Annotated in this window: 28 protein-coding genes, 2 tRNA genes and 2 pseudogenes; 16 read left to right on the top strand and 16 right to left on the bottom strand. The window is 63.9% G+C overall.

Translation table 11 applies throughout. The features are described from left to right. Positions 1-205 precede the first annotated feature (205 nt). The gene (locus AV929_RS13055) at positions 206-1,159 is read left to right on the top strand and encodes a D-2-hydroxyacid dehydrogenase (RefSeq protein WP_011222981.1); all 954 of its coding nucleotides are present in this window, start codon (positions 206-208) and stop codon (positions 1,157-1,159) included. Here the strand turns inward: AV929_RS13055 and AV929_RS13060 are convergent, their stop codons facing one another. The 4 genes from AV929_RS13060 to AV929_RS13075 all read right to left on the bottom strand — a co-directional run bounded on the left by AV929_RS13060 (position 1,160) and on the right by AV929_RS13075 (position 5,456). Continuing rightward, positions 1,160-1,540: a hypothetical protein gene (locus tag AV929_RS13060; RefSeq protein WP_050007748.1), complete on the bottom strand. Its 381-nt coding sequence runs from the start codon at positions 1,538-1,540 to the stop codon at positions 1,160-1,162. It abuts the gene before it with no gap. A gap of 91 nt (positions 1,541-1,631) precedes the next feature. After that, complete coding sequence (asd, locus tag AV929_RS13065; RefSeq protein WP_064288464.1) at positions 1,632-2,669, bottom strand: aspartate-semialdehyde dehydrogenase; 1,038 nt, start codon at positions 2,667-2,669, stop codon at positions 1,632-1,634. A gap of 68 nt (positions 2,670-2,737) precedes the next feature. Continuing rightward, positions 2,738-3,172 carry a hypothetical protein gene (locus AV929_RS13070; protein WP_004962543.1) on the bottom strand — a complete coding sequence of 145 codons (435 nt, stop codon included), beginning with the start codon at positions 3,170-3,172 and terminating at the stop codon, positions 2,738-2,740. Between the two features lie 58 nt (positions 3,173-3,230). Continuing rightward, positions 3,231-5,456, bottom strand: coding sequence for an AAA domain-containing protein (locus AV929_RS13075; RefSeq protein ID WP_064288465.1), 2,226 nt, complete (start codon positions 5,454-5,456; stop codon positions 3,231-3,233). Positions 5,457-5,560: 104 nt separating this feature from the next. Between AV929_RS13075 and AV929_RS13080 the strand changes: the two genes are divergently transcribed. The 3 genes from AV929_RS13080 (at position 5,561) to AV929_RS13090 (ending at position 7,575) form a co-directional block, all read left to right on the top strand. Then, a complete protein-coding gene (locus tag AV929_RS13080; RefSeq protein WP_064288466.1) occupies positions 5,561-6,601 on the top strand; it encodes a tyrosine--tRNA ligase in 1,041 nt (346 codons plus the stop codon). Between the two features lie 12 nt (positions 6,602-6,613). Beyond that, entirely contained in the window at positions 6,614-7,303 is a 690-nt protein-coding gene (locus AV929_RS13085) for a class I SAM-dependent methyltransferase (RefSeq protein ID WP_064288467.1), read from the top strand. Between the two features lie 201 nt (positions 7,304-7,504). Continuing rightward, a tRNA-Gly gene (locus tag AV929_RS13090) sits at positions 7,505-7,575 on the top strand. Between the two features lie 310 nt (positions 7,576-7,885). Here AV929_RS13090 and AV929_RS13095 read toward each other — a convergent pair. Continuing rightward, positions 7,886-8,200, bottom strand: coding sequence for a hypothetical protein (locus tag AV929_RS13095; protein WP_014039998.1), 315 nt, complete (start codon positions 8,198-8,200; stop codon positions 7,886-7,888). A gap of 394 nt (positions 8,201-8,594) precedes the next feature. Here AV929_RS13095 and dinB point away from each other — a divergent pair, with 394 nt between their 5' ends. After that, positions 8,595-9,941: a DNA polymerase IV gene (dinB, locus tag AV929_RS13100; protein WP_064288468.1), complete on the top strand. Its 1,347-nt coding sequence runs from the start codon at positions 8,595-8,597 to the stop codon at positions 9,939-9,941. On the opposite strand, the gene AV929_RS13105 is transcribed toward dinB, so the two are convergent. Continuing rightward, positions 9,942-10,289 carry a hypothetical protein gene (locus AV929_RS13105; RefSeq protein ID WP_044952195.1) on the bottom strand — a complete coding sequence of 116 codons (348 nt, stop codon included), beginning with the start codon at positions 10,287-10,289 and terminating at the stop codon, positions 9,942-9,944. A 169-nt stretch (positions 10,290-10,458) separates the two neighbouring features. Between AV929_RS13105 and bluB the strand changes: the two genes are divergently transcribed. Then, positions 10,459-11,130, top strand: coding sequence for a 5,6-dimethylbenzimidazole synthase (bluB, locus tag AV929_RS13110; RefSeq protein WP_014040001.1), 672 nt, complete (start codon positions 10,459-10,461; stop codon positions 11,128-11,130). 169 nt (positions 11,131-11,299) lie between these two features. Then, positions 11,300-13,237, top strand: a complete 1,938-nt coding sequence (locus tag AV929_RS13115) for a helicase HerA domain-containing protein (RefSeq protein ID WP_014040002.1) — start codon at positions 11,300-11,302, stop codon at positions 13,235-13,237. 27 nt (positions 13,238-13,264) lie between these two features. Here AV929_RS13115 and tpiA read toward each other — a convergent pair whose 3' ends face one another. Then, positions 13,265-13,912 (bottom strand): triose-phosphate isomerase, encoded by a 648-nt coding sequence (tpiA, locus tag AV929_RS13120; RefSeq protein ID WP_064288469.1) that lies wholly within the window; start codon positions 13,910-13,912, stop codon positions 13,265-13,267. 99 nt (positions 13,913-14,011) lie between these two features. Here tpiA and AV929_RS13125 point away from each other — a divergent pair, with 99 nt between their 5' ends. Continuing rightward, positions 14,012-14,617: a response regulator gene (locus tag AV929_RS13125; RefSeq protein ID WP_023843197.1), complete on the top strand. Its 606-nt coding sequence runs from the start codon at positions 14,012-14,014 to the stop codon at positions 14,615-14,617. 1 nt (position 14,618) lies between these two features. Here the strand turns inward: AV929_RS13125 and AV929_RS13130 are convergent, their stop codons facing one another. From AV929_RS13130 to hisC, 5 genes are all read right to left on the bottom strand, one after another. Further along, positions 14,619-15,149, bottom strand: a complete 531-nt coding sequence (locus AV929_RS13130; RefSeq protein WP_023843198.1) for a multiprotein bridging factor aMBF1 — start codon at positions 15,147-15,149, stop codon at positions 14,619-14,621. Between the two features lie 67 nt (positions 15,150-15,216). Next, positions 15,217-16,458: an RNA-guided endonuclease TnpB family protein gene (locus AV929_RS13135; protein ID WP_050037808.1), complete on the bottom strand. Its 1,242-nt coding sequence runs from the start codon at positions 16,456-16,458 to the stop codon at positions 15,217-15,219. A 163-nt stretch (positions 16,459-16,621) separates the two neighbouring features. Further along, positions 16,622-17,230, bottom strand: a complete 609-nt coding sequence (locus AV929_RS13140) for a CDP-alcohol phosphatidyltransferase family protein (protein WP_064288470.1) — start codon at positions 17,228-17,230, stop codon at positions 16,622-16,624. Continuing rightward, positions 17,227-17,733: an adenylate kinase family protein gene (locus AV929_RS13145; protein ID WP_014040008.1), complete on the bottom strand. Its 507-nt coding sequence runs from the start codon at positions 17,731-17,733 to the stop codon at positions 17,227-17,229. Before AV929_RS13145 ends, AV929_RS13140 begins: the two co-directional genes overlap by 4 nt. Further along, a complete protein-coding gene (gene hisC, locus AV929_RS13150) occupies positions 17,730-18,812 on the bottom strand; it encodes a histidinol-phosphate transaminase (RefSeq protein ID WP_050037811.1) in 1,083 nt (360 codons plus the stop codon). The genes AV929_RS13145 and hisC overlap by 4 nt, the downstream gene beginning before the upstream one ends. Before the next feature lie 255 nt (positions 18,813-19,067). On the opposite strand from hisC, the gene AV929_RS13155 reads away from it, so the two are divergent. The 3 genes from AV929_RS13155 to AV929_RS13165 all read left to right on the top strand — a co-directional run bounded on the left by AV929_RS13155 (position 19,068) and on the right by AV929_RS13165 (position 20,931). Further along, a complete protein-coding gene (locus tag AV929_RS13155; RefSeq protein ID WP_064288471.1) occupies positions 19,068-19,766 on the top strand; it encodes a chemotaxis protein CheC in 699 nt (232 codons plus the stop codon). Between the two features lie 48 nt (positions 19,767-19,814). After that, a complete protein-coding gene (locus AV929_RS13160) occupies positions 19,815-20,267 on the top strand; it encodes a hypothetical protein (RefSeq protein WP_064288472.1) in 453 nt (150 codons plus the stop codon). An 85-nt stretch (positions 20,268-20,352) separates the two neighbouring features. Further along, positions 20,353-20,931 (top strand): metal-dependent hydrolase, encoded by a 579-nt coding sequence (locus AV929_RS13165; RefSeq protein ID WP_064288473.1) that lies wholly within the window; start codon positions 20,353-20,355, stop codon positions 20,929-20,931. Here AV929_RS13165 and AV929_RS13170 read toward each other — a convergent pair. Next, entirely contained in the window at positions 20,928-22,244 is a 1,317-nt protein-coding gene (locus tag AV929_RS13170) for a GMC family oxidoreductase (protein WP_369802671.1), read from the bottom strand. The two genes, AV929_RS13165 and AV929_RS13170, sit on opposite strands and share 4 nt — an antisense overlap. Between AV929_RS13170 and AV929_RS22970 the strand changes: the two are divergent. Further along, a pseudogene (locus AV929_RS22970) lies at positions 22,131-22,373 on the top strand (hypothetical protein); the annotation flags it as partial. The gene AV929_RS13170 and the pseudogene AV929_RS22970 overlap by 114 nt on opposite strands. A 99-nt stretch (positions 22,374-22,472) precedes the next feature. Here the strand turns inward: AV929_RS22970 and AV929_RS22975 are convergent. Further along, a pseudogene (locus tag AV929_RS22975) lies at positions 22,473-22,559 on the bottom strand (hypothetical protein); the annotation flags it as partial. A gap of 247 nt (positions 22,560-22,806) precedes the next feature. Here AV929_RS22975 and AV929_RS21910 point away from each other — a divergent pair. After that, complete coding sequence (locus tag AV929_RS21910) at positions 22,807-23,172, top strand: hypothetical protein (protein ID WP_154020797.1); 366 nt, start codon at positions 22,807-22,809, stop codon at positions 23,170-23,172. Here AV929_RS21910 and AV929_RS13175 read toward each other — a convergent pair. Continuing rightward, positions 23,141-23,214 (bottom strand) — tRNA-Arg (locus AV929_RS13175). The two genes, AV929_RS21910 and AV929_RS13175, sit on opposite strands and share 32 nt — an antisense overlap. 77 nt (positions 23,215-23,291) lie before the next feature. Continuing rightward, positions 23,292-23,531 (bottom strand): twin-arginine translocase TatA/TatE family subunit, encoded by a 240-nt coding sequence (locus AV929_RS13180; protein ID WP_014040012.1) that lies wholly within the window; start codon positions 23,529-23,531, stop codon positions 23,292-23,294. Between the two features lie 640 nt (positions 23,532-24,171). On the opposite strand from AV929_RS13180, the gene AV929_RS13185 reads away from it, so the two are divergent. Genes AV929_RS13185 through AV929_RS13195 form a run of 3 tightly spaced genes read left to right on the top strand, consistent with a single transcriptional unit; the run spans position 24,172 to position 25,800 of the window. After that, the gene (locus tag AV929_RS13185) at positions 24,172-24,417 is read left to right on the top strand and encodes a hypothetical protein (RefSeq protein ID WP_004515651.1); all 246 of its coding nucleotides are present in this window, start codon (positions 24,172-24,174) and stop codon (positions 24,415-24,417) included. A gap of 56 nt (positions 24,418-24,473) precedes the next feature. Continuing rightward, a complete protein-coding gene (locus tag AV929_RS13190; RefSeq protein ID WP_014040014.1) occupies positions 24,474-24,941 on the top strand; it encodes a peroxiredoxin in 468 nt (155 codons plus the stop codon). A 46-nt stretch (positions 24,942-24,987) separates the two neighbouring features. Continuing rightward, positions 24,988-25,800: an HD domain-containing protein gene (locus AV929_RS13195; protein ID WP_014040015.1), complete on the top strand. Its 813-nt coding sequence runs from the start codon at positions 24,988-24,990 to the stop codon at positions 25,798-25,800. The last annotated feature ends 6 nt before the right edge of the window (positions 25,801-25,806 follow it).

Here is a 25,806-nt window from a genome sequence, read left to right on the forward strand (position 1 = left end):
TCTACGTTGGTCATCCTACAAATATGCTAAGATATCGGTATACTATTAGTACAAATTTTACTAATCTAGACTGGTAATTCCCCCGTTCTCTAAATACTAAAATTCTAACAATATCTCCGGCGCGCGGTCACCAGACTGCCGGCACCGTTTTGAGGCCCCCGCGTGGAGCAGACGGTATGGCTCCGCACGCCACAGGAGAGGTTCAATGGCCGACATCGTCGTGACGCGCTACGGCGTTCACGGAATGCCGGTCGACCAGTACGTGACAGCGCTCCGGGAACGACTGCCGGAGTGGGATGTCGCCGTCGCAGAGACGCCCGAAGCCGAGCGGGACTTGATTGCGGATGCGACAGTTCTGACCGGCAACGATGTCTCGCCGGAACTGGTCGATACTGCCGACTCGCTGAAGCTGTTTGCAGGGACATACGCTGGATACGACCACCTCCCGCTCTCGGACCTGGCAGACCGTGACATCGCGCTCACGACGGCCTCCGGCGTCCACGGGCCGAACGTCGCCGAGAACGTCGTCGGCTCGTGGCTCGCCTTTGCCCGGGGTTTCTTCACTGCCCGTCGCCACCAGCGCGACCACATCTGGCAGTCGTTCCACACCGACGACTTCGCCGGGAGCCGCGTCTGCGTCGTCGGGCTGGGAGAAATCGGCGAAGCAATCGTCGACCGCGTGCAGGGATTCGACGTGGAGACCGTTGGCGTCCGCTACTCGCCGGAGAAGGGTGGCCCGACGGACGAGGTGTACGGCTTCGACGAGATCCACGAAGCGGTCACCGACACGGAGTACGTTGGGCTCGCCTGCCCGCTCACCGACGCGACGCGCCACCTTATTGACGCGGCGGTGTTCCGGACGATGCATCCTGACGCCGTGCTCACCAACGTGGCCCGCGGCCCAGTTGTCGATACCGACGCGCTGGTCAGTGCGCTTCAGCGCAACCACATCGGCGGCGCGGCACTGGACGTGACCGACCCCGAACCGCTGCCCAGCGGCCATCCGCTGTGGGACTTCGAGAACGTCCTCATCACGCCCCACAACGCCGGCCACACGCCGAGCTACTACGAACGGCTTGCTGATATCGTCGCCGAGAACGTCCAGAAGGCCGAGCGAACCGGCGAATGGGGCGGTCTCAGGAACCAAATCGACCTCTAGTCACTGTCGGCTGGCGAGATAGCCAGCGCGGGCTTCGTACACCAGATAGGTTACCACTGTTACAGCGAATACGCCGCCGAGTAGTTGATTGAGCGTGATGCTCCCGAGTTGTGCGTTTCCGACGGTTCCCGCTAGAAAAACAGCTGCAGCCACCACCGCCGCAACCCCGACGTACCGCCAGCGGGCTGCGATCGGTATTGTCTCGCTAGTACCTGCAACAGCGAGGTACAGATGCGTCCCAGCTACGATGACGAAGTATGCGGCTGCGACAAACGCGACCGATGCGACGGGGCCGGGTTCAAACACACCGAACAGGAGCGCCCAGGAGACAATGACCACGCTCACCAGTCCAATCTGAAGCTTCGTATCGCGGGAGACCATGTGTACGCAGTCGATACTGATCGTGAAAAGTGTCTACCTGGCGACCGGATCTCGGTCAGTTCCGAAAAACCGCACTCGGCGAGGCCGACCGTTACAGATAGCCGCGCTTGTTGAGCAGTTCGCCGTTCAGCACGCTCGCGCCCGCGGCACCGCGCATCGTGTTGTGTGCGAGGCAATTGAACTGGACGCCGTCGGTCGTCTCGCGGAACCCGCCGACTGCGACGCCCATGCCGTCCTCGACGTTGCGGTCAAGGCGTGGCTGTGGGCGGTCGGGTTCCTCGAACACCGTGATGAGTTTCTCCGGCGAAGACGGCAGGTCGATGCCGGTCACGGACTCCATCGCGGCCTCGGCGTCGGCCGCAGAGATGTCCTCAGCCGTGTCGGCCCAGACGTTCTCGAGGTGGCCGTCGAGCGTCGGGATGCGGTTACAGGAGGCGGCCACGTCCATCTCGTTGAGCTGGACTTCTGCGCCGTCGAACGAGCCGAGCAGTTTGCGCGATTCGCTCTCCATCTTCTGCTCTTCGCCGCCGATGTGTGGGATGGCGTTATCGATGATTTCCATCGACGTAACGCCGGAGTAGCCCGCGCCGGAGACGGCCTGCAGGGTCGAGACACGCACGTCGGTCAGGTCGAACTCGCGGTCGAGGGCGGCCAGCGGCGGGACCATCGTGATCGTCGAGCAGTTCGGGTTCTTCAGGAGCGCGCCGTCCCAGCCGCGCTCGTCGCGCTGGACCTCAAGGAGGTCGACATGGTCGGCGTTGACCTCGGGGATGATGAGGGGCACGTCCTCGTCCATCCGGGCGTTCGAGGAGTTCGAGGAGACGGTGTAGCCGGCCTCGCAGAACTCCGGTTCGACCTCCGCGCCGACGCTCGACGGGAGCGAGGAGAAGATGAGATCGACGTCGTCGGGTACCGAATCCGGGTCGGTGGCGCGGACTTCTAACCCAGCCACGTCCTCGGGAATCGGGGAGTCGACGCGCCACTTGGCGGCGTCCTTGTATGTCTCGCCAACGCTCGCGTCGCTGGCGGTCAGTGCTGCGATTTCGAACTCGGGGTGGGGGTCAAGCAGCTGGATAAGTCGCTGCCCGACTGCGCCAGTCGCACCGAGCACACCTACGCGTACAGTCATCGCTTGACACACGGCTACGGGTGGTCAAAACAGTTTGGATACGAAGCCATACCGCCGCCCTCGTCGGGTTACTCGTTTTCAGTGTCTTCGAACACCCATTCGATGACGCGGGCCTCGACGAGGTCCCGCTCCTCGACGTAGGGGTCGTCGCGATTCGCCAGCGCCTCCTCGGCCTCGGCGCGCATCTCCGCCTCGATTTCCGTGTGGTCCGGCTCGTCCCGAATGTCGTTCAGCAGCGCCTCGAAGTCCTCCCGGAGGTCGAAGGAGGCGCGGGCGGCGTTACACCGGGACAGCGGGCTCATCCCGGTCTCTAACACGAGGTCGCGCACCGTCTCCCAGTCGGAGCCACAGAAGTAGATGGACACCTCACCGACGATGTCCTGCCAGGCGATTGGGTCAGCATGCTTGAGCAGCGGGACCGCCCGCGGCGGCAGGTCCAGACGGGTCTTCGTGTCGGGATTCCCGCACAGACAGCAGGCCTTCTCCGTTTTCCCCGTGTACATGTGAGACAGTTGTGTCGGACGTATTTGGACCCATCGCAGTCGGGCGGTCGCTGGCCGGCTACACCGGAATGAATTCAGGGTCCACGTCGTTCAGGCGGTCGGTGTTCGAGACGAACTGATAGAAGTCGCTGTAGAGGTCCGTACACTTCCCGTCCACGTCGTAGCGGAGCGTGTGCCAGTCGGCGACAACGGCGCAGTACTGCTTCGCTCGGGTGAGCGCGACGTTCAATCGACGGGGGCCGTCGACCGGCCGCCCGAGGAACCCGACGGTCCCCTCGGCGTTGCTTCGGACGAGCGAGAGGACGATGGCCGTCCGTTCACCGCCCTGAAACGAGTCGATGGTGTCGACAGTCACCCTGTCTCCAGCGTCGGTCCGCTCTGTGAGCGTCTCGCGGATACGTGACACCTGCGCGCTGTACGGTGTGATGACGCCGATTTCGTTGGCCGGCACGTCCGACAGCAGGTCCTCAACGAGATGCGCGACGAGGCGGGCTTCGGTGGGATTGGACTTGGAGTGCCCGACGGTCTCGACCCGCCCGCCGACGTTGTACCCCTCTATCGCTGGCCGGTCGGGAAGCGGGTCGACGGCCCGCCCGTTCCGCAGCGTTCGGTCGTAGAACCGCCGGTTCGGGAAGTACGCGATGTCCCGGTGCATCCGGTACTGGGTCTGGAGCTGGAGGCCGACACCATCGTAGACGCCGCCGTCAGCGTAGAGATGCTCGAACAGCGAGTGGCCGTAGCTCGACGCCGGCGGTTCGTCGCTCGCGCTGTAGGGCGGGAGCTGTCGGTGGTCGCCGGCGAGCACGGCGCGGTCGGCCCGGACCAGCGGGATACACGACGCCGCACAGGTCGACTGCGTCGCCTCGTCGAGCACGACCAGATCGAACTCCCGGGCGAGCGTGGCGGCGCTGTTGTTCGTCACCGCTACCACGTCGGCCCGCCCGGGTACGTCGCCGTAGGCCCGCCGGACGACGCCGTTCGACGACTGGCCCGCGTTCACGCGGTCGAGGGTGTAGTCGCCGTCGCCGTGCTGGCCGTACGCGTGCAGCGACTGCGGGTCCGCCGTGTCGTCCGTCGACGACCCCGCCACGAGGTTGTCGACGGCCTGGTTCGAGTCGGCACACACTAGCACGTCCTCACCAGCCTGTGCGGCCCGTCGGACGATTTCGACCAGCGTCCGCGTCTTTCCGGTCCCCGGCGGGCCGTGAATACAGAACAGGTCGTCGGCAAGGAGCGCGTGCTCGACGGCCAGTTGCTGCTCCTGATTCAGTTCCGCGTCGAACTGGTCGCTCCGGGCGGCCGCGCCGTTCGAGAAGGTTATCGGCCGGTCGCCGGCGAGCACGTCCCGGAAGCGGTGGTCGGATAGGGCTTCGACTGCGTCTCGTTCGCGGTCGAACGGAACGGGATTGAGCAATGCTGTGAGCCCGTATGTGGCGTCACTGTCGGTGAGCGCGCTTTCGAGCGCCGTCGCACCGTCGACCTCGGCCCAGTTCACCGCGACCCAGACCGACCGGCCGCGGATACGCTCGACTGTCGCCGGCACCGGGAACGGGCCGTTCTCTCGGGTCCCGTCCACGTCGTGAACCAGCACCTCATTTCCCTCGTGGATGCCAAACACCGACTCCACGACAAACGCCCAGTCGCCGTCCTGCCTGGCGGCGACATCCGCGGGCGGGTCGACGTGGAACCGGTATGTGCCGTCGTCTCGGCCCCGCGCATGGAGTTCGGGCACTGCGTCGCCACCGGCCTCGTACACCCTGTCAGGTGAGCGCCGCTCGGCGCGCTCTCGGTTTTGCCGGCGAGTCGCCTCGCGTTCGCGCTCAACGTGGGAACGCAAGCCGTCGAGTAACTCTGCAGACGGGATCGGATTTCGGGCCGGTTCGCTGTCGTCTACTGGCGAGTCGTAGGAGGGTGGGTACGTCTCCGGGACGTAGTCGGAGTGCCAGAAGCGGATCCGGTCGGCCAGCCCCGTGGCTCCGAAGTCGTCCGCGTCGACGAAGTCGCGCTCGCCGTCGCGCTCGAAGACGAATATGCCGCCGTGGAGGGAGTGCTCGGTGAAAGCGACGAACTCGTCGGTGACCCGCGCCGAGTCCGGTTCGTGTAGCGGGATGCAGACCCAGTCCTCCTTGGGATGGGCGAGTCCGTCGTGATGGCCCGCGAACTCGGCGACGGGCCGTGCGGGGATGACATCGCCGCGGTCGTCGAGGGCGTCGTCATCGGGGACACACAGCGTGGCGTCGTCGAGGTCGAAGGACCCGATGACGTGGTCGAACAGGAGCGACATCTACCCCCGATTGTGCCCCGCTGTCGTAAAACAGTACGGCCCACCTCGACAGCCCGTCACACCGGACAGGAACGTTTTAATCGCCGGACCGGCCACACATCGGTATGGATACCGCCGAGCGACTCGATCTGGTGACGCAACACACCACAGAGGTCGTCACCGAGGACGAACTGCGAACGCTGTTCGAGGAGAGCGACCCGTCGGCGTACATCGGCTACGCGCCGACCGGCGAGATGCACATCGGCCACTTCACGACGATGCGAAAGCTCGCGGACTTCCTGCGGGCCGGCGTCGACGTGACGGTCCTCATCGCGGACCTGCACGCCCATCTTGACGACAACAAATCGCCGTTCGACCTACTTGACGCCCGCTCGGCCTACTACGAGACGGCCATCGAGGGCATGATTGAAGCAGCCGGCGCGGACCCCGAAGACGTGACCTTCGTCCGCGGGACCGACTTCCAGCTCGACGAGGAGTACACGCTCGAGATGTACCGGATGGCCGCCGAAACGACTATCTCGCGGACCCAGCGCGCGGCCAGCGAGGTCGTCCGCGAATCTGAGAGCCCGAACCTCGGCGGACTCATCTACCCGCTGATGCAGACGCTTGACGTGAAGGCGCTGGACGCCGACATCGCTTACGGCGGTGTCGACCAGCGCGGCATCTACATGCTCTCGCGCGAAATCCTCCCGGACCACGGCGGCGAGTCGCCGATCTGTCTGTTCGCGCCGCTGCTGTCGGGCCTGTCCGGCGGCAAGATGAGCGCCTCTGATGAGGCGTCGAAGGTCAACCTCACCGACAGCCCGGACGAGGTCGACGAGAAAATCAATCAGGCATACTGCCCGGCCGGCGAGGTCGAGGAGAACGGCGTGCTGGAGTACCTCAATCACCTGGTGTTCCCGGTGCTGGATGTCCGCGGCGAGTCCTTCGTCGTCGAGCGCCCCGAGGAGTACGGCGGGGACCTCACCTACGAGAGCTACGACGAGGTCGAGGCAGACTTCGTCAGCGGCGAACTCCACCCCGCCGACCTGAAGCCGTCCGCCGCAAGCGCGATCTCGGACGTTATCGACCCGGTTCGGGAGCGACTGGCCGACGAGGACGAGCTACTCGCCGAGGCCTACCCCGAAAAGTACGGCGCGGAGTAACGCGGTCGACCGATGCCACCCGCCGACCCAAGCGCCGACAGTGACGAACCGGCGCGCTCGCGGGCCGCCGTCCGCCGGACGTACGAGGACATCGGCGATCACTTCTCGAAGACCCGCGAGTACGCCTGGCCGGAGGTCGAATCGTTCGTCGACGAGTCCAGCAGTGTCGGGACGGCGCTCGATGTCGGCTGCGGCAACGGCCGCCACGCGGAACTGCTCGCTGGGGTCGCTGACCGCGTCGTCGGCCTCGACGCCAGCCGCGCGCTCCTGCGGGCGGCGACCGACCGCGTCGGCGACAGCGTTGCGCTGCTGCAGGGCGATGCGACCCGGCTCCCGCTCACAGCCGGGTCCGTTGACCTCGCGGTGTACGTCGCGACGCTGCATCACCTCCCGTCACAGGCCGCCCGTCGCGCCAGTCTGGACGAACTGGCCCGCGTCCTCGCGCCGGGCGCTCGGGCGCTCGTCAGCGCGTGGAGCACGGCCCACGACCGCTTCGACGCCGACCCCGACGCGGACGAGGGCTTTGACACGACCGTCGACTGGACGCTCCCCGGCGGCGAGACGGTCCCGCGGTTCTACCACATCTACGCGCCGGCCGAGTTCGAGCGCGATGTCGCCGACAGCGACCTCCGGCTCGTCTCGATGGAGCTGTCAAGCGGCAACTGTTACGGGGTCGTCGAGCCAGAAGGGAAACGCACTTAATTGCCTTCCATCTATGGATGTGTACGTTCGCACTCGGGCGAAACACAGTCCATCTGGTCTGTGCCCGCACGAGTGAGCGGCGGTGGTGAGCAAATCCCTCGGATTTGCGAACGACGCCGCGCGCGAACGCAGTGAGAGCGCGACGGTGGCGAGCGATTCCAGCGGAATCGCGAGGCACGCCGCGAAGACGCGAAGCGATGCGCGGCGGTGGTCTAGTGGTAGGACCTGAGCCTTCCAAGCTCATGGCCCGGGTTCAAATCCCGGTCGCCGCATCCTGCGAGGAACGGACGTGACGAGCGGATGCTGTACGGAGGGATTTGAATCACGCGAGACGAGTGCAACGAGTCTCGCCATCGGGTTCAAATCCCGGTCGCCGCATTTTGCTGCGAGTCCAGCCGCGAGCAGCAAATGCTGTACAGAGTGATTTGAACTACGGAAATCCGACCGACAGCGAGGATTTGCAGTCGAGTTCAAATCCCGGTCGCCGCATTCTACAGCAACAAAAACGGCCAGCCGAGGCGTTATCAGGCGTTTTGAACGTCGCCGAGGTCTCTCAGCCGCCTTTGAAGCCAACTGACGCCGTCACTCCGGTTCGACCGCAGCCTGCTCGAACTCTTGCCAGTCGTCGCCCATCCATTCCTGCAGGCGGTCGGTGACGCCGGCGAAGTCCTCGCCGTCTTCGAAGGATTCGACGACGACCCAGCCGTCGCCGTCGCGGTCGTAGCCGAGGCTGTAGCCGCGGTCGCCGTCGATGATAACGACGAACGCGGCTACCACGTCGAGGTCGGGGAAGAACCCGACTGGCGCGAACCCGTAGTCGTCGTGCTGGGCTTCGAGGGCCGAGATCTCGCTCGTCGAGAGCGGTCTGTCCGGCAGCGAGTCCGTCAGTTCGGTCATTACGTCGCAGTCGTGGGGAGAGGACTGAAAGCGTTTCGAGCGGGGCGCGGCCGGGGGACCTCAAAGTGTGAGGCAGACATAACTTCGGCCAACATTGAAGTATTATCATGACTTTTGTTAACATGGAGCTTCCTACGCTCCCGGCGGGAACGACCGTCGTACCATCCGGGATTGGCATCGGCGGACGATCATCGCCGGTGGAGACTGGCCACTCCACCGGCCACGTATCGCTTTGAAACTAACGGCAGACGGAGCAGCTGACACCTCACCCCCACCCCCACCACTTTCCCTGCTCCCGTTTTTCGAGGTGGTTTCGATACAGTAGTCCAAACGTTGACCTGATAGGGCCAGCGAGGGCCGGTGGGGTTTTCTGCCAGTACGCGTAGCGTCGGATATGGACGCCGCGCGGCTCCCTGGAACCAGCGGACCCGAGCAAATAGTCGCGCACGTCGACATGGACTGTTTCTACGCCGCCTGCGAGCAGCGGCGGGAGCCGGCACTCAGAGGCGAGCCGCTCGTCGTGGGGATGGGCTACGAGAACGGCGCGACACACGGGGCCGTCGCGACAGCGAGCTACGAGGCCCGGGCGTACGGTGTCGAGTCGGCGATGGCGATCTCTGAGGCGCTGGAACGGCTCCCACGGAAGGTCGACGCTGTCGACGACCCGGCCCTCGATGTCGAGGATGCTGGGTTCTACCGCCCGGTCGAGATGGACTTCTACGAGTCCGTCGCCGCGGATGTCCGGGACATCCTCCATGCAGAAGCGGCCGTCGTCCGCGAGGTGAGCATCGACGAGGCGTATCTGGATGTGACCGAACAGGTCTCCTGGGAGACCGTCGAGTCGTGGGCACAAGACCTGAAAGACACCATCGAATCGGAGGTGGGCGTGGCGGCGAGCGTCGGCGTCGCGCCGACGATGAGCGCCGCGAAGGTGGCCAGCGACCGCGACAAGCCGGACGGCCTAATCGTCGTCGAACCCGGGGCTGTCCGAGAGTTCTTCGATGACCTCCCCGTCGAGGACGTCCACGGCGTCGGCCCGGTCACCGCCAGGGAACTCGCCTCGCTCGATATCGAAACCGCGGGCGATCTGGCGGCCGCTGACCCGGAACTGCTTGCCGAGCGCTTCGGCGAGCGCGGCCGCGAGATACGCCGCTACGCCCGCGGCGAGGACGAGCGGTCGGTGACACCGAAAGGCGACCCCAAGAGCCTCTCGCGGGAGTCCGCGTTCACCGAAGCGACGGCCGAGATGGAGGCCAAGTGTCGGCAGGTTCGCACCCTCGCCGACGCTGTCGCCGACCGTGCACAGCGAAAGGGCGCGCGCTACCAGACCATCGGCATCAAGGTCGTGACGCCGCCGTTCGACGTGAACACGCGTGCCCGGTCGCTCCCCGGCCCGGTCGAGGAGCCCGACCTTGTCAGGCGCGTCGCGCTCGACCTGCTCGGTGAGTTCGACGACGACCCGGTTCGGAAGGTCGGTGTCCGCGTCTCGAACCTTGATTTCTCGGCCGGTGAGCAGGCCAATCTGGACGGGTTCGGCGGCTCTGGAACCGAGGAGACGAGCGATAGCTCCGTCACCGACAACAGCTCAGAGACGGCTAAAGAACAGGACGAGGAAGGACAGGTCGGTCTCGGAACGTTCGGTGAGAGCGAGGCTGCCGGAGATACGATGGACGAAGATGGAGGCCCCGCTGACACTCACATTTCACTCCCGCCCGGCCAGACCACGCTCGCGGATTTCTAGTTAGGCGACACCGTGTTCCAGATTCTCCAGCAGTTTCCCGACGAACAGACCGGCTCGCGGAGAAATAGTGTCGTCTGCTGGGACTGCTGTCGGATGCGCGGCCAGCGTGTCGACGAACCGCTGGCTGTGGGTCATTGCGTGTAACATATCGACTACGTCAACCACCAGTCCTTCGTCGCTGGTGTCCATCCCGGCGTAGCGCTCTTTCTCGGCCTCAGAGTAGGTGATCGTCCAGGCCGGGCCGCCGGCAGCCGCGACGATGTCTTCGAGCGGTGCCACTTCGAGTGGACCGTCGTCACTCCCGACGTACACCGTTCCGTCCTCGACGAACGTCTCGTACCTGTCCATGGACAGCCCCAGCCGAACGAGTGTGTCAAGGTGTCGCACCACAATAGCCGTTGCCCCGTCTCGGGCTGACTGGCACCGCTCACGGTCCGTTTCGCGTTCGCATCCCGTCGTACCCGGGACACTGTCGGTCAGCACAACCGGTTTACAACTGTCGTTTGTCAGGGAAGATATGGTCGAGTTCGGACCACGCGACCGCGAGGCGGTCTACAAGTCCATCTACTCGCGACGGGACATTAGACGATTTGCCGCGGACTCCGTTCCCGAGGACGTACTGACACGGGTCCTTGATGCTGCACACAACGCGCCCAGCGTCGGGTTCTCGCAACCGTGGGATTTCGTCGTGATCGAGGACGAGCAGACGAAATCAGCGGTCGCAGCGATTGCCGAACGGGCGATAGCCGCCGCACGCGAAGGCTACGAGGAGCCGCGCAAATCGGATTTCGGCCAGTTGAAACTGGAGGGGATAACCGATGCCCCGGTGAATATCTGTGTTACCTGTGACCCCACTCGCGCTGCGCCACACGTTCTCGGCCGGAACACGATGCGGCGAATGGACGTCTATTCGACGTGTCTCGCCGTACAGAACCTCTGGCTCGCTGCCCGTGCCGAGGGCATCGGTGTCGGCTGGGTCTCGTTTCTGTATCCCCACGAACTCCGTGCGGTGCTGAACATTCCACACCACGTTCAGCCTGTGGCCTACCTCTGTGTCGGCTACCCCGAAGACGGCTTCCCTGCTGAACCGGTACTGCAACGGGAAGGCTGGCGTAATCGCATCGACAGAACGGAACTGGTCCATTACGACGAGTGGGACCCCAGTCGGACGCCCGAAACGAAGTCATAGCGGCGTCGGTAACCGAAGCCCCGTCGGTAGCACACGAGAATTTGAAGCCCGAGCGAGCGAAACCTCGGACTGGCTTCGAACTGCTTGCTGCGTCCAGACCTGTTCCACAGCTGATGGGCGTCTGACGGAGAGTTATGGGGCCTGCGCGTCTCATTCGTGACAGAAACGCATGGCAGAGACCGAACAGATAACTGTCGCGACGACGAGCGCAGGGCCGGGTGGGACCGGGGAGCCGGGCGAGACCGTCAATCTCCCGGTAGTGGAACTGCTGACCGGCCGGGGATTCATCACCGGCAAGAGCGGGTCAGGGAAATCCAACACGGCGAGTGTCATCGCCGAGAAGCTGCTGGACAACGGGTTCGGTCTGCTCATCGTCGATATCGACGGCGAGTACTACGGCCTGAAAGAGGAGTACGAGATCCTCCACGTCGGCGGTGACGAGGAGTGCGACATTCAGGTCACGGAAGACCACGCCGGCAAGATCGCCTCGCTGGCGCTGGAACAGAACGTCCCTATCATTCTGGATATCTCGTCGTTCCTCGACGAGGAGGAGGCAGAGACGCTACTGACCGAGGTCGCCAAGCAACTGTTCGCGAAGGCGAAAAAGCAGAAACAGCCGTTCCTGATGCTCGTCGAGGAGTGCCACGAGTGGATGCCAGAAAAGGGGTCGATGGGCGAGGTCGGGAAGATGCTCATCAAGATCGGGAAGCGTGGCCGGAAACACGGACTGGGAATCGTCGGCATCAGCCAGCGCCCGGCCGACGTGAAGAAAGACTACATCACCCAGTGTGACTGGCTCGTCTGGCACCGCCTGACCTGGAACAACGACACGAAAGTGGTCGGGCGTATCCTCGACAACAAGTACGCCGACGCCGTCGAAGACCTGGACGACGGGGAAGCGTTCATGATGAACGACTGGGCCGAGCAGGTCAGCCGGGTCCAGTTCCACCGCAAACAGACGTTCGACGCCGGCGCGACGCCCGGCCTCGACGACTTCGAGCGCCCGGAACTCAAGTCCGTCAGCGACGACCTCGTCTCCGAACTGGAGACCATCAGCGAGGAACAGCAGGCGACGGAGAACCGCATCAAGGAACTCCGCGAGGAACTGGACAAAAAGAACTCCCGCATCGCCGAACTGGAAGCGGAACTGCAGGATGCCCGGGACCTCTCGCGGATGGCCGAGCAGTTCACCGAGGCGATGCTGAACCAGGCCGACGACTACAACCCCGGCCGGACGGCACAGGAGGAGATGCGCCGCCAGCGCGAACGGTTCGCCGAGCAACCCACGTCGGACGGCGACGCAGACACCAACAGTGAGGCGGACACTGACAGTCCCGACGAGCAGTCTCCGGAACCGGACGAGACGGCCGACGCCACGTCCGGCGGCGGGTTCGGCGACGCGTTCAGTGCCTTTGCCGAGGACGGGGCCGCGATGAACGGCGGCAGCGCCAGTGACGGTGCGGAGACGAACGGTAGCAGTGCGGACGCCGGAGCAGCGATGAACGGCAGCACCAGCGATGACTCAGCGACGAATGCCAGCACTGCGGACGCCGAACCGGTGTCGAACGGTCACGCCGACAACGCTGCTGCGGCGACGAACGGGGCCAGCGCGGACACCGGTGCGGTAGCCGTGCCAGCGAACGACCACACCGAATCGGACGGCGCTACTGAGGCTGATGACGAGGACCTGAGAGCAGCCATCGCCGAAGCCGTCGAAGCCGAGGAGTCGAACGGGGCAACTGGGTCCGCTGAAGACGAGTCCACATCCGACTCCGAGGGGCCCGCCGTCTACGGCGACTTGCGAGCCGACATCGAGGAGTTAGACCGAAAGACCCGCCGAATGCTCGCGTACTACCGCGAGCAGGGCCCTGGAACGCCGCTGAACGCCCACTTCTCGGCTGGCGGCTCCGGCGACCGGACGGCGGCCTACGCGCGAAACAGGGAACTCCGACTCCGCGAACTGGTCGAACACGTCGGCCGCGGGAAGTACGATTCCCGGATTGCGGCGCTGGTTCGAGAAGAGAGCGACCGCCGACTCGACGACGATGAGGTAGAGTCGGTCGTCTCCCGACTCGAATCGGCGTTTCTGGACGGCAACGGCGACTGAAAAGTCAGTACCGCGATAACGGCTGTTTTACAGCAACGGTTCGACGAGGTCCTCGAGCGCCGCCCGCGGGTCGTCGGCCTTCGCGACGCCGCTTGCCAGCAGGACGCCGCTCGCGCCGAGGTCGCTCGCGGAGACGAGGTCTTCGCCGGTCGAGATCCCCGCACCACAGAGCACGTCCACGTCGCCGTTGACGCGGGCGGCGGCGTCGACCGCGCCAGTCACGATGTCCGGGTCGGCCTTGCTGACGGGCGTGCCGGTGCCGATGAGTTCCGGCGGCTCGACGGCGACGCCGTCGGGGTCGAGCGCGGCGGCCGCGCCGATCTGTGCGGGGTTGTTCGCACAGACGATGGTTTCGAGGTCCGCGCGGTCGGCGGCGTCGAGCGCACCATCGATGTCCGCGAGCTTGAGTCGGTTCTCGGAGTGGTTCAGGAGGGTCCCGACGGCCCCGGCGTCCGCGGCGGCCTCGGCGAGTGTACTGCCGGTGTGGCTGCCGTGCTCGACGGCGCTGACGTGCTGGGCCCACGTTTCGACGCCGGTCTCCGCAACAGGGCCGATCTGTGCGGCCTGTGGCGCGACGGCGACGCGAACGCCGGAGTCGTCGCTGACGTTAGCGGCGGCGGTCGCTACTTCGACTGGGTCACACGGGTACGCCTTCAGATTGACAAGGACGAACATACGAAACGCACCGGCTGCTGTCGGGAAATAGATTGCGAAGCCGCCGTTTGGCAGCGCTCGCTACCGCGCCGTCGTTCCATCTCGGTCTCCCGCTCGGGGATGACAATTATTACGCTTCGGCCGAGACAAGAAACGAGACAAGCCGTGACAGCAGGGGATGACGACACACCGACCGTTCTGATAGTTGAAGACGAGCAGCATCTGGCCGATCTGTACACCGATTATTTATCCGACCAGTATCACGTTCAGACGGCCTACAGCGGCGAGGAAGGACTGGAACTGCTGTCGCCCGACATCGACGTGGTGCTGCTCGACCGCCGGATGCCGGTCGTCTCCGGCAACGAAGTGCTCGCACAGATCGAGGAAAAAGGCCTTCGATGCCGCGTCGCGATGGTCACCGCTATCGACCCCGACTTCGACATCATCGAGATGCGCGTCGACGACTACCTCGTCAAACCCGTTACTCGCGACGACCTCCAAGAGGTTGTCGACCGACTGTACAAGATCCGGGAGTACAACGACAGACTCCGGACACTCACGTCGAAAAAGCTCAAGCGCAACGTCCTCCGCGTCGAGAAGACCGACCGGGAACTGCAGGACAGCGACCGGTATCAGGAACTTCAGGACGAGATCGAGCGTATCTCGTCGAACGTCGAGTCGCTCGCGGACGAACTCGACGTAGAGAAAGACGACCTCCAGTTGTAACCTAGTCCTTCCGCTTCACGACGTCGCCGAGCGTGTACTCGCCGTCGCTGCTGCCGCCGGACCACTCGGTCTCGTCGGCGCTACCGCCAGCGCTCAGGGAGATCTCGAGCGCGCTTTCGAGTTTCTTCTGGACGTCGTCGCTGGGCAGGGAGTTACCCTGTTCGAGCTTCCGGATCAGGCTCGCCTTCTCGTTGAGTTGCTTGGCGAGTTCCTCCTGGCTGAGTCCCTGGGACTCCCGGCCCTTGCGGATCCGGTCGTGGTAATCCTGTGCGATCTCGTCCATCTCGTCGAACATATCTCGACGGCGGCCACCGGACCCGCCACCACCCGAGGAACTCGACGAGGAGGACGAACTCGACGACGATGACGAGGAGGACGACGTCGAGTACTTCGTCGACGTAGACGACGTCTCCTCGGTTTTGACCTCCGTGCCGAAGTCGGTACACTCGTCACAGACGTCGAGTTCGGCTCCCTCGATTTTGACGCGGTTCGGAGACGAAACCTCCGTCCCGCACATCTCGCACTGAACCATACCGACGGCTTGGACGGGGCGCGGTTTGAATGTTGCCCTGCGCACGCTGGCGCGGGGAATCCTGTTCTCACGTAGACAGGCTTCCTGTTTCGATGACGTGACTTGCAGACATTCGCTGAAGATCAGCGGTGTCCGTAGCGGTCACAGTCTCCACAGGCGTTGATTCGGGCCATCCCAGCCCTAGTTCAGAAAACCCCCTTTGCAAGACGTTCATCGCTGCATTCGCATCCCTATCTGTCTCAAACCCACATGATGGACAGGAGTGTTCCCGGACCCAGATGGACTTCGATGACTCCACACCACACACCGCACATTCTTTTGTCGTCCCTGCCGCTTCGACCTGCACAACGTGCGTACCGTACACATCGCCCTTGTATTCAAGCAAAGTGATAAACTGTCGCCACGCCGCATCCTGCTTGTTCCGACCGTTTCCATCCGCTCGAAGCATACTCTGAACGTTCAAGTCCTCCACAAACACGGCATCGTACTCCTTGACGAGCCACGTCGTTATTTTGTGCTGGTAGTCCAGTACTTTCCGGTGGATGTCGCGTTTGGCCTTCGCCACTTCGACTCGCTGATTCTCGTAGTTGTTCGACCCATGTTCTTTCCGCGAGAGTTTGCGGTGCGCACGTCGGAGTCGTTCGTATTCGCCTTCGAGGTCGAGCCAATCCACGGTCTTCCCGTCGCTGGTATGGATGTAGTTCAAGATGCCGAGGTCAATACCCACGCTGTTGCTCGGGTTGAGTGAGTCCACATCGGGCTTCTCGGGCAAGTTAGCGTCGTCGATTTCCAACCCAAAGGAAACGAACCACTCACCGGTAGTCTCTTTCTTGAACGTGGCTTCCTTTATTGAGGAATCAGCAGGGATTGGACGGGAGTACCGTATTTTGACCCATCCGACTTTGCTGAAGCGAACGTACGCAAACCCGTCTTGGCCCCTCTTTTCATCGAGGTCGAAACCAGACTGGTTGTACGTCACGCTCCGGTAATCGGTAGGTGCTTGCCGTTTGAGACGACCAACGGTGTGCCCGTTCTCTTTTTGTTTACGAAGGTTCGAGAGGTTTCGGTGGAAGCGGGCAACGGTAGCTTGCGCGGCTTTCGAATACGTTTCCGCGAACACTGGCCATTTTTGCTTCCACTCAGGGAGTTTGTTGTTCTGGTCGAACTCACTCGGCTTAGCATCCACGGGGCTGTTCGTGTAGTCCCATCGGACGTGGTTGTATAGTTGGCGATGAATATCTACCTGATGTTCCAGTTCGTCCGCTACCCCTTCTGTCGGATAGGCACGGTAGCGGTAACTGTGTTCCATCGCTATCCTTGATTGTCGACATGTTTATTTAATGGTTTGTGACATGGAGTTTCGGCTTCATCCCCGTTCATGGTGTGTCGGGGGATTCGCCACGCTGATCAGTATAAATAGTGCACTGGTCGTTCTCAGCGGGATGCCGGTCCGTCAATTGCTGAGCCGATGTTCAGTCGAGCGCCCGCATCGCGTGATAGAACCGCTGGGCGGCGGTGACGTGGCCGACGACGGCGAACACGACCAGCAGCCAGCCGACCAGCGTCAGACCGGTCAGCGTGGTCGGGACGAACGCCGCGACGCCCGTGACAACGCCGACGAGCGCAAGCCGGTCGGCGCGGCCGAGCAGGCCGCCGTACACGCGGTCGAGGCCGACCGCCTGTGCCTGCGTCCCGAGGTAGGAGGTCATCAGAACGCCGGTGACGGCGGCGATGCCCAGTTCCCACTGGTTCACGCCGGCGGCGAGGCCGACGATAATACCGATGTCGGCGTAGCGGTCGAGGACGTGATCCAGCAGGTCACCGCCCGAGGACGCGACGTTCAGCTCCCGTGCAAGCGCGCCGTCCACGAGGTCGAGCCAGCCGTTCAGGAAGACGAGGACAGCTCCGCCGAGATACAGCAGGGGTTCCCGCGCCGCGACGGCGTACACCCCGCCCGCTCCGAGGGCCAGCAGGAACGCGATGACGCTGACGCCGTGCGGGGAGAGCCCAGCGACCTTGGCGGCGCTGACGAACGGGCCGAGCGCGCGGTCGGCCAGCGGGCGGAACTTATCGAGCGTCATAGCCAGTCGATGTAGGAGACGGTGCCCGCACTGGGCTCGCGCTCGCCGTCCACGACGGCCCGGATTTCGCTCGCCACCGCGTCGGGGTCCCGGTCCGTCGTCTCGATTTCGCACACCGATTCCATGCCGTGCTCTTCGACGGCTTCCCCGAGGATGACATCGAGCGCTTCCGACTCCGCGTTCTCGTAGGCCTTCGAATCGTCGTCGCCGCGCTCACGAAGCCGCTCGACGATGGTTTCAGGATGGGCTCGCAGCACAATCACCCGGTCGGCGGCGAAATGATGCGCGAGGTGGGATTCGAACAGCACGTCGTCGCGGCCGTCGAGCCACTCGGACAATTTGTCCAGGTCCGCGACGAGGCTCCCGCGGTCCTCGTCGATGCCCGTCGAGAACCCCTCCTCTTTGATGACGTCGTTGAGGTGTAGAACGTCGAGGTCAGTGTCGAGGCGCTCCGTCGCCGTGGTCTTGCCCGTGCCCGGCGTCCCGGTGACAGCGACTCTCACGCCTCGACCACCTCGATGACTTCGTTCAGTACCGAGACGGCGCGCTCCGTGTCTTCGCGTGTCCCGCAGGTGATGCGGATACACTCGGGCAGCCCGAACGAGGAGCAATCGCGGATGATGACGCCCCGCTCCTGGGCGGCGTCCGCGACGGCCGACGCGTCGCCGACCTCCGCGAGAATGAAGTTCCCGGCGCTGTCCCAGGTCGGCGAGTCGAGTTCCTCGGAGAGGTACTCCCGAGCCCACGCGGCGGTGTCGACGGAGCGCTCGACGTGGTCGTCGTCGTCAAGCGCCGCCAGCCCGGCGCGACAGGCGAGTTCGCTGGCCGAAAACGGCGTGTTGATACGTGCGTAGGCGTCGGCCCATTCCTCGGGGACCACCGCGTAGCCGAGGCGAACGCCCGCGAGCCCGTAGGCCTTCGAGAACGTACGCAGGAGCGCGACGTCGTCACGGTCGTCGAGTAACGGCCGCTTGCTCGGCCGGTCGGAGAACTCCCCGTAGGCCTCGTCCACGACGACGAGGGTCTGTTCGTCGGTCTCCTCGGCAATCGTCCGGACCGCGTCGGTCGAAAACTCCGCGCCAGTCGGGTTGTGCGGACTGGTGAGGTAGACGATTCGCTCGCCGTCGTAATCTTTCAGGACGGTGTCGGCGGTCTGGGCGAAGTCGTCGGCCTTCGAGAGCGTGTACTCGTTGACCTCGCCGTGGTGATAGCGGGCGCTCATCGCGTAGTACGCGAAGCCCGGCGACGGGACGAGCACGTCCTGCCCGGGGTCGAGCATGGCTCGGGCGAGGCAGTCCAGCGCGCCGTCGCCGCCGTTGCTCAGCCACACCTGTTCGGGCGTCACGTCCCACATGGCCGCCAGTTCGTCGACGAGGTCGGCGTGGGAAGCCTTCGGATAGGAGTGCATCCGCTCGGCCGACCCGCGAATCGCTTCGACGGCGTCCGGACTTGGCCCGTACATGTTCTCGTTCGACGCTAGCTTCACCATGTCGCCCGGGTCGAGACCGAGTTCCCGGGCGACCTCCTCGATACCGCGACCTGCCCGATAGACAGTGTGAGCGGAGAGGTCCCGTGGTTCCATGGCTGTGCAAAACGGACGGGGCGGCTTAAGCGTGCTCACATCGGGCGTGGCCGTGGCTCCCCAGCCAGACCCGTAGAAATACGCTGGTGGGCTCCCGTGTGAAACCCGTCGAGGACGGGTAAGGCACGGAATAGCACGCTCCCCACCGAAGCCCTGTCAGTCAGTGGTAATGAGCGTTACGGTGATCCACCGTGCAGCCCCGGGACGCCGCCCCCACCGAAAACGGTAACACACCATAGGCCCTGATAGCGTGCAATGCCGCTTCTCATCGATATTCGGAAACTCACGCTCATCACCAGACTCATTCAGGACGGGGCTGAGCAGGTCGCCGACTCGCTGGCGACACTGGCCGGCGTCGACGCCGCCGTCGAGATCAAGAGCCTCTCGTTCGTCCAGCCGGAGGACATCGCCACCGAAATGGGCGGCGGGACCATCTACAGCGCTCGCGTCCGGCTGACAGAGCCGCCCTACGGCGTCTTCCTGATGACGTTCGAGACCGAGACGGCCGCCGAAATCGCGGAGCTGATGACCGGTTCCAGCGTCGACGACGGGTTCACACAGCTCCACGAGTCCGCGCTCCAGGAGATGTGTAACATCCTCACCTCGGGCTTCATCGACGGCATCGCGAACACGCTGAACGCGACCATCAATATGGGGACGCCGACGGTCGTACAGGACGACGCGACCGAGATCGCCGACAAGGCGCTCTCCCATGTCCGCCGGGACTCGCTGACTATCGTGCTCGACTCGCTCGTCGACATCAAGGAGAGCGATGTGGCGTTCTCGCTCCGCATCTTCCTCATCCCCGACCCCGGCTCGTTCGTCCACCTCATCGACCAGCTGGACTACGACACCGACCGGGAAACGCACATCTCTGCCGACACCGACGCAGTCAAAGAACTCGACATGTCCGGTGACGCGGACGCGTTCGATGCCTTCGACACTTCGGAGTAACCACACCGAACCCACGACGTTGAAGGGGGTCGCGTCCAACCGCCGTATATGAGTGTCGTAAACGCGGCTGTCTTCGGGGTGCACCTGATATTCGCCGCGCTGTGGGCTGGAACCGTGTTGTTCATGACCTACGCTGTCCTCCCGACGGCGATGAACGGCGACTCTTCGCCAGGACCGCTGTCAGCGATTACCGGGAAGCTCCGGACGGTGTCCCGGGCGAGTGCGACGCTCCTGTTCCTGACAGGCGGACATCTGGCAGCGACCCGCTACACCGCCGAGTCGCTGACGGGGACCGGGCGCGGCCACCTCGTCATCACGATGATCGTCCTCTGGTTCATCCTGGCCGGCCTCGTCGAAGTCGCGGCATCGAAGCTCAGCGACGGCTTCAATCAGCAGAAGGTGCGCGAACCGGCCCGGAACGCACGCCCGTTCCTGCTGGGGGCGTCTATTGTGTCAATCCTCCTGCTGCTCGACGCTGGTGCCATTCTCGGCCTGTACTGAACGGCCGACGCGCCGATTTTGCTGATTCGACTGGCCACATCCTGTATCAGCAGATACAAATCACCGTCCGACATACCAGCACGCAATGTGGCCGTGGGGACATCTCGCCGTCGCCTACCTCGTTTACGTCGTGTATACTCGGCTTGACCCGACCCGTCGCCAGACAGCGGTGACGCTCACTGCACTGGCGATTGGGTCGCAGTTCCCGGACCTGGTCGACAAACCGTTCGCCTGGACGTTCGGTGTCCTGCCGTCCGGGCGGTCGCTCGCTCACTCGCTGTTCACCCTCCTCATCGTCGCTGTGGTCCTGCACCAACTCGCCGTCCGATATCGCCGAACAGACATCTCGGCAGCGTTCACGCTCGGTGCGTTCGTACACACGCTGACGGATATGGGTCCGACAGCGCTGGCCGGAGTACTCGGCGGTGACCTGACACAGCTCCAGTGGCTTCGCTTTCTGGTCTGGCCGCTCCGGCCACCGCCGCCGTACGCCAACGACACCTCCTTCGTCGAGCAGTTCGCCTCGCTCTCCGTCGAGCCGTATGTCCTGTTCCAGTTCGGGCTGTTCGGCCTGGCTGTCGCCGTGTGGATCGCCCACGGTGTACCCGGGCTCCGGTCGGTCACTCGGCGAAGCAAGGCTGTGTTCACGGACTTCGCCGATTAAAGCCGTTCGGAAACGTGGTCAGCACACTTCAGCGCCAGCGCGGCGATAGTCAGCGTCGGGTTCATCGACCCGGCGGTGACGAACACCGACGAGGACGCGATTGAGAGATTCGCCACGTCGTGGGTCTGCAACTGTGGGTTGACGACGCTCTTTTCGGGCTCGGTCCCCATCCGCGTCGTGCCCATGTGGTGGTACGCCGGCCCGGTGTCCGCTGGCCCGACCGTCCACGAGATGTCGACGCCCAGCTCCGACAGCACGGCGCGTTGAATCTCGTTCGCACGACTGAGCGACCGTTCCAGTCGCTCACCCCACGACCACTGGATATCTGGAACCGGATTGCCGTGATCGTCTGTCGTCGACGTGTCCAGCGTCACCCGGTTTTCCTTCCGCGGCGGCTGGCCGACCAGCCCGCCCATCGCGATGCTGTTGCCGTAGCTCTCGCGGAGGCTCGACAGCAGCGTATCGCCCCACTCCTCGCCGGAGAGCGCGAGTTCGACCGGCGACGGACCGGCGTAGTTCAGAAACTCCAGTTTGAGGGGTGACAGCGCCTCGTCGGTGGCCCCGACCACCGTCTCGCCGTCCGCGACGCGCTCGACTGCCTGCCCGGGGTCGTCGTAGAACTGGTGGCACTCGCTCGTGAGAAAGCCGACGTGGTTCTGGCGTGTCTCCCGGTCGAGGGTGCCGCCAGCGCCGGCAAACAGGTGGTCCATGAAGTAGTGGCCGACCAGTCCCGAACTGTTCGCCAGTCCGTCCGGGTAGCCGTCGCTCTCCGATAGCAGGAGGAGTCGCGGCGTCTCGACGCCGCCCGCCGCGATGACGAACTCGCGGGCCGTCTGTCGGTGTTCGGTCCCGTCCGGTGTCGCGTAGACGGCTGCTTCGACGCGTCCGTCGGTGTCAGTAACGAGGCGCTGGACCGGCGCGCGGTCGATGACGCGTGCCCCCTCGGCCTCGGCGTCCTCGATGTGGACGCTGGCGTCGTATTTCGCGCCGGAGGGACAGACCGGCTGACAGGTCCCGTAGCCGACACACGGCCCCCGGCCGTCGTATGGTTCGGAGTTCCGGGCGTTGGGCACGGAGTGCATCGTGATGCCCAACCGCTCGCAGGCCTCAGCGAACAGCGAGTCGCTGTACGACGGCGGAAAGCCGGGCAACGGGTACGCACCGTCCCGCGGTGGTGCGAAGGGGTTGTCCGCGTCACCGGCGACCCCCAGCGCCCGCTCGGCATCGGCGTAGTACGGCCGCAGGTCGTCGTAGCTGATCGGCCACGCCGGGTCGTCGGTGTCGTGGCTCCCGTCGAAATCCGAGGGATGCAACCGCATCACCATCCCCTGCCAGTGCAGCGTCGACCCGCCGACCCCTTTCACTCGCGAGATATTCAACGGGTAGTACCGCTCGCCGCTCGCACTGAACGCGTCGCGGTCGCCGCCCATCCCCCAGACTGAGCCGTGGCCGCCGGGCCGGATTGCCTGTTCCATCTGCTGCTCGCGCTTCGACCTGTCGAACCGCGGCCCGGCCTCCAGCACGACCACGTCGCGACCGTCGCTGGCGAGTTGGCTCGCGACGAGTGCCCCTGCCGGCCCGGCCCCGACGACACAGACATCCGCCCGCTCGGACGGCTCCCGGTCCATTTCAGCAGGAGTTAGGTAAGCCTAAACTTATACGTTGGCATCTCAGGCGCTGTGGGGAGTCTGCACAGCAACTGCGACGTATCCCAATTGTATCGCATCCTCTTTGCGCGACGTCACGGTCAGACATATTCGCTCCGCTGCGCGCGACCTCCCTGATTAGAATCCCGCCATGCCGGTTCAGTCACAGACTCGCTTCGCTCGTCGGTTCCCTGCACGGGCGTGGCGGGACTGAGCAAACGCGAAGCATTTGCGAACTACGCGAGACCCGCTGCAGCGGGTCTCGCGGGATTCGAACCGGAGCAAGACGGTCGTCTCGCTTCGCTCGCCGTTGCGACTTGCAGGGTTCGAACTCCGGGCCCGTCGACTCCTCACATCCGTTCGTCGCACGACGGGCGTGGCGGGACTGAGCGAAACCGAAGGTTTCGCGAGGGTCGCCACGGCCGCGAGTGTGTTTCGAGCGGACGCGAGAAACCACGAAGCGGGCGTGGCGGGATTCGAACCGGACCGAGACTCGCTCCGCTCGTCTCGTAGGGTTCGAATCTCCGGGCCGTTTTCACGGCTCGCTGTCGCTCGCCGGAAAACGGGCGTGGCGGGATTCGAACCCGCGTTCTAGGGGTTAGGAACCCCTCGCCCTGGTCCACTAGGCCACACGCCCTATCGGGTGGTCGATTGAGCGGTGAAAAATCCTTTCGTTATCACTACAGACCGCTGAAAACGGAGAAGTGGTCGAGATTACGTCTCGGTTTCCGTCGCCGTCTCGGTCGACTCGGCCGAGTCCACGGTGGATGCATCGGCCCCTTCTGCAGCGCCGCCCTCACGCATCTCTTCGAGTTCCTGCTCGACTTCTTCGCGCCCCTTCTGGAACTCGCCCATGGCTTCGCCGGTCGACCGCGCTAGTTTCGGAATCTTGTTCGCGCCGAACAGCAGGACGGCGATGAGGAGGATGACCATCATCTCCGTCGTCCCGGGCATCCCCGGGAACAGTACTCCGGATGTCCCTAACATTGTATCCGAAGGTTACGTGGTTGCTATTATAACCTTTTTGCTCAGGACGGCCTGGCAGGCGAGTCACTGCCGTCGAGGCCGACTCTCCAGTACTGTCTGGCGTGGCCAGCAGACAGACCGTTAGTCATCACCGAGCCGTGGCGGCTTAGTCTGTCGAAACGGCCTCGCCGGGAACCGACGGCGAGGCCCGACACAGGAGGAGTGGGGAATGGGTGTGGCTCGGAAGTGGCAACACGAGGCACTCGGTCTCTGACTTCCCGGTGTCGCTGGCTTGGGTTGGCACGTCGACAGATACACCGCAGCATGTCCACGGGACTGAGTCGATAGCTGGGGCTGTTCAGGTGACACGATTTCCGTAGCCATGTCCGGCGTCGGATTTGCCTGCGTGCGGGTTCGCACCCGCAGTACCGGCTACACGGTCCTGTCAATTTATTATATTCTGGTTAAGCCACTGCTCATCCTGTCGGCTGTACGTCTGTGAAGAATTTCGCCCGGGGTGAGGAATATCTTGAAATAGTTACAGCCGACAGTATCACCAGCCACAGCGCCGGGCAGGTGCACTCTCCGCCCGGGGATATAACTACCGTCGGGCGCTCAGAGAGACCAGATGCCGGCCGATAGTCACACGATGGAAGTCAGGAGCGGGGAAGAGGTAACGATTCGACCGATCAAACCGGTCGGAGAGGACGTCGTTCGGGTCGATATCGAGGCTGATGGGGTGTGGCGACTCGATATCACGCGCGAGGGCGAAATCGCAGATGTCGTCACGACCCGTGACGCCGACGGGACACTCGCGGACCGCGAACTGCCGGAGTGGATCGACGAGGTCACCGCGAAGTTCGCGCAGTTCTGATTCGGGACTCGTCCGCGTCGGAAAGGGTTTTATCTGCCACGACCCAGGTCGCCAGTATGGTATCAGTCGGAGACGCTGCACCCGATTTCACGGCACCGATTGCCAATGGCGACGTTGATGAGATAACGCTATCCGAGGCAGTTGACGATGGGCCGGTCGTGCTCGCGTTCTTCCCGGGCGCGTTCACCAGCGTTTGCAGTCACGAGATGAACTCGTTCCAGGACCGACTCGACGAACTCACCGAGGCGGGGGCGACGCTGTACGGTGTCAGCATCGATACGCCGTTCTCACAGAACGCGTTCCGTGACGAACTGGGACTCGAGTTCGACCTCGTCAGCGACTCCGGGCGCGAAATCGTCGACGCCTACGACATTTCGATGGACTTCGAGGCGCTGGGCGTTCCGAACGTCGCCAAGCGGGCCGTCTTCGTTATCGACGAAGACCGGGAAGTCACGTACGCCTGGGTCAGCGACGACCCTGGCGTCGAACCGGACTACGACGAAGTTATCGACGCCGCCACCTGATCGCGCCGGTGGGGGATTTTTCGCTGTGGGTCGTTTGGGATGTGGTATGAGCGTTGATAGAGACAATGCCAGCGGCCGGATTTACGACCCCGAGGCAGACCACGCGTTCCCGGACGGGCGACTGAACGCAGTTCTCGACACTATTACGACTGACGAGGAGATCCAGGCGTATCTCGAAGCCCAGAACATCAATCCCGTCGCGCGCAAACAGTACAACGACCACGGCGCGAAACACATCGGTATCGTTCGGAACCGAGCACTGTGCCTGTATGACCTCCTCAAGCAGGGCGGCGTCGAGTTCAACGGTGCGGCCGACCACGGCCTCGACGAGGCTGACGAGGCTGTCATCATCGCACTTGCGACGACGCTCCACGACATCGGGCACGTCGTCCACCGCGATTCACACCCGTACTATTCGATCCCGCTGGCGGCTGACATCCTCGATGACATCCTCCCGGAGTTCTACGGCATCCGTCAGGCGGTTCAGGTAAAGGGTGAGGTTCTCCATGCCATTCTCTGCCATCACACCGAGGAAAACCCGCTGACGCTGGAAGCCGGCGTCGTTCGCGTCGCCGACGCGCTGGACATGGAGCGCGGTCGGTCGCGCATTCCGTACAAGCACGGCGGCCGCGGTATCGATACCGTCTCCAGCCAGGCCATCGAGACGGTTACGCTGAGCCCAGGCGACGACTATCCCGTCCTCGTCGAAATTTCGATGAACAACGCGGCCGGCGTCTACCAAGTCGATAATCTTCTGAAAGCCAAGCTCAGGGACTCTGGCTTGGAAGAACACGTCCGTATCGTCGCGCTCAACACCCGGGAGGACGGCAATCAGATCGTCGAGCGAATCGAACTCTAAACCGGA

Source organism: Haloarcula sp. K1 (genome assembly GCF_001647155.1).
GTDB lineage: Archaea > Halobacteriota > Halobacteria > Halobacteriales > Haloarculaceae > Haloarcula > Haloarcula hispanica.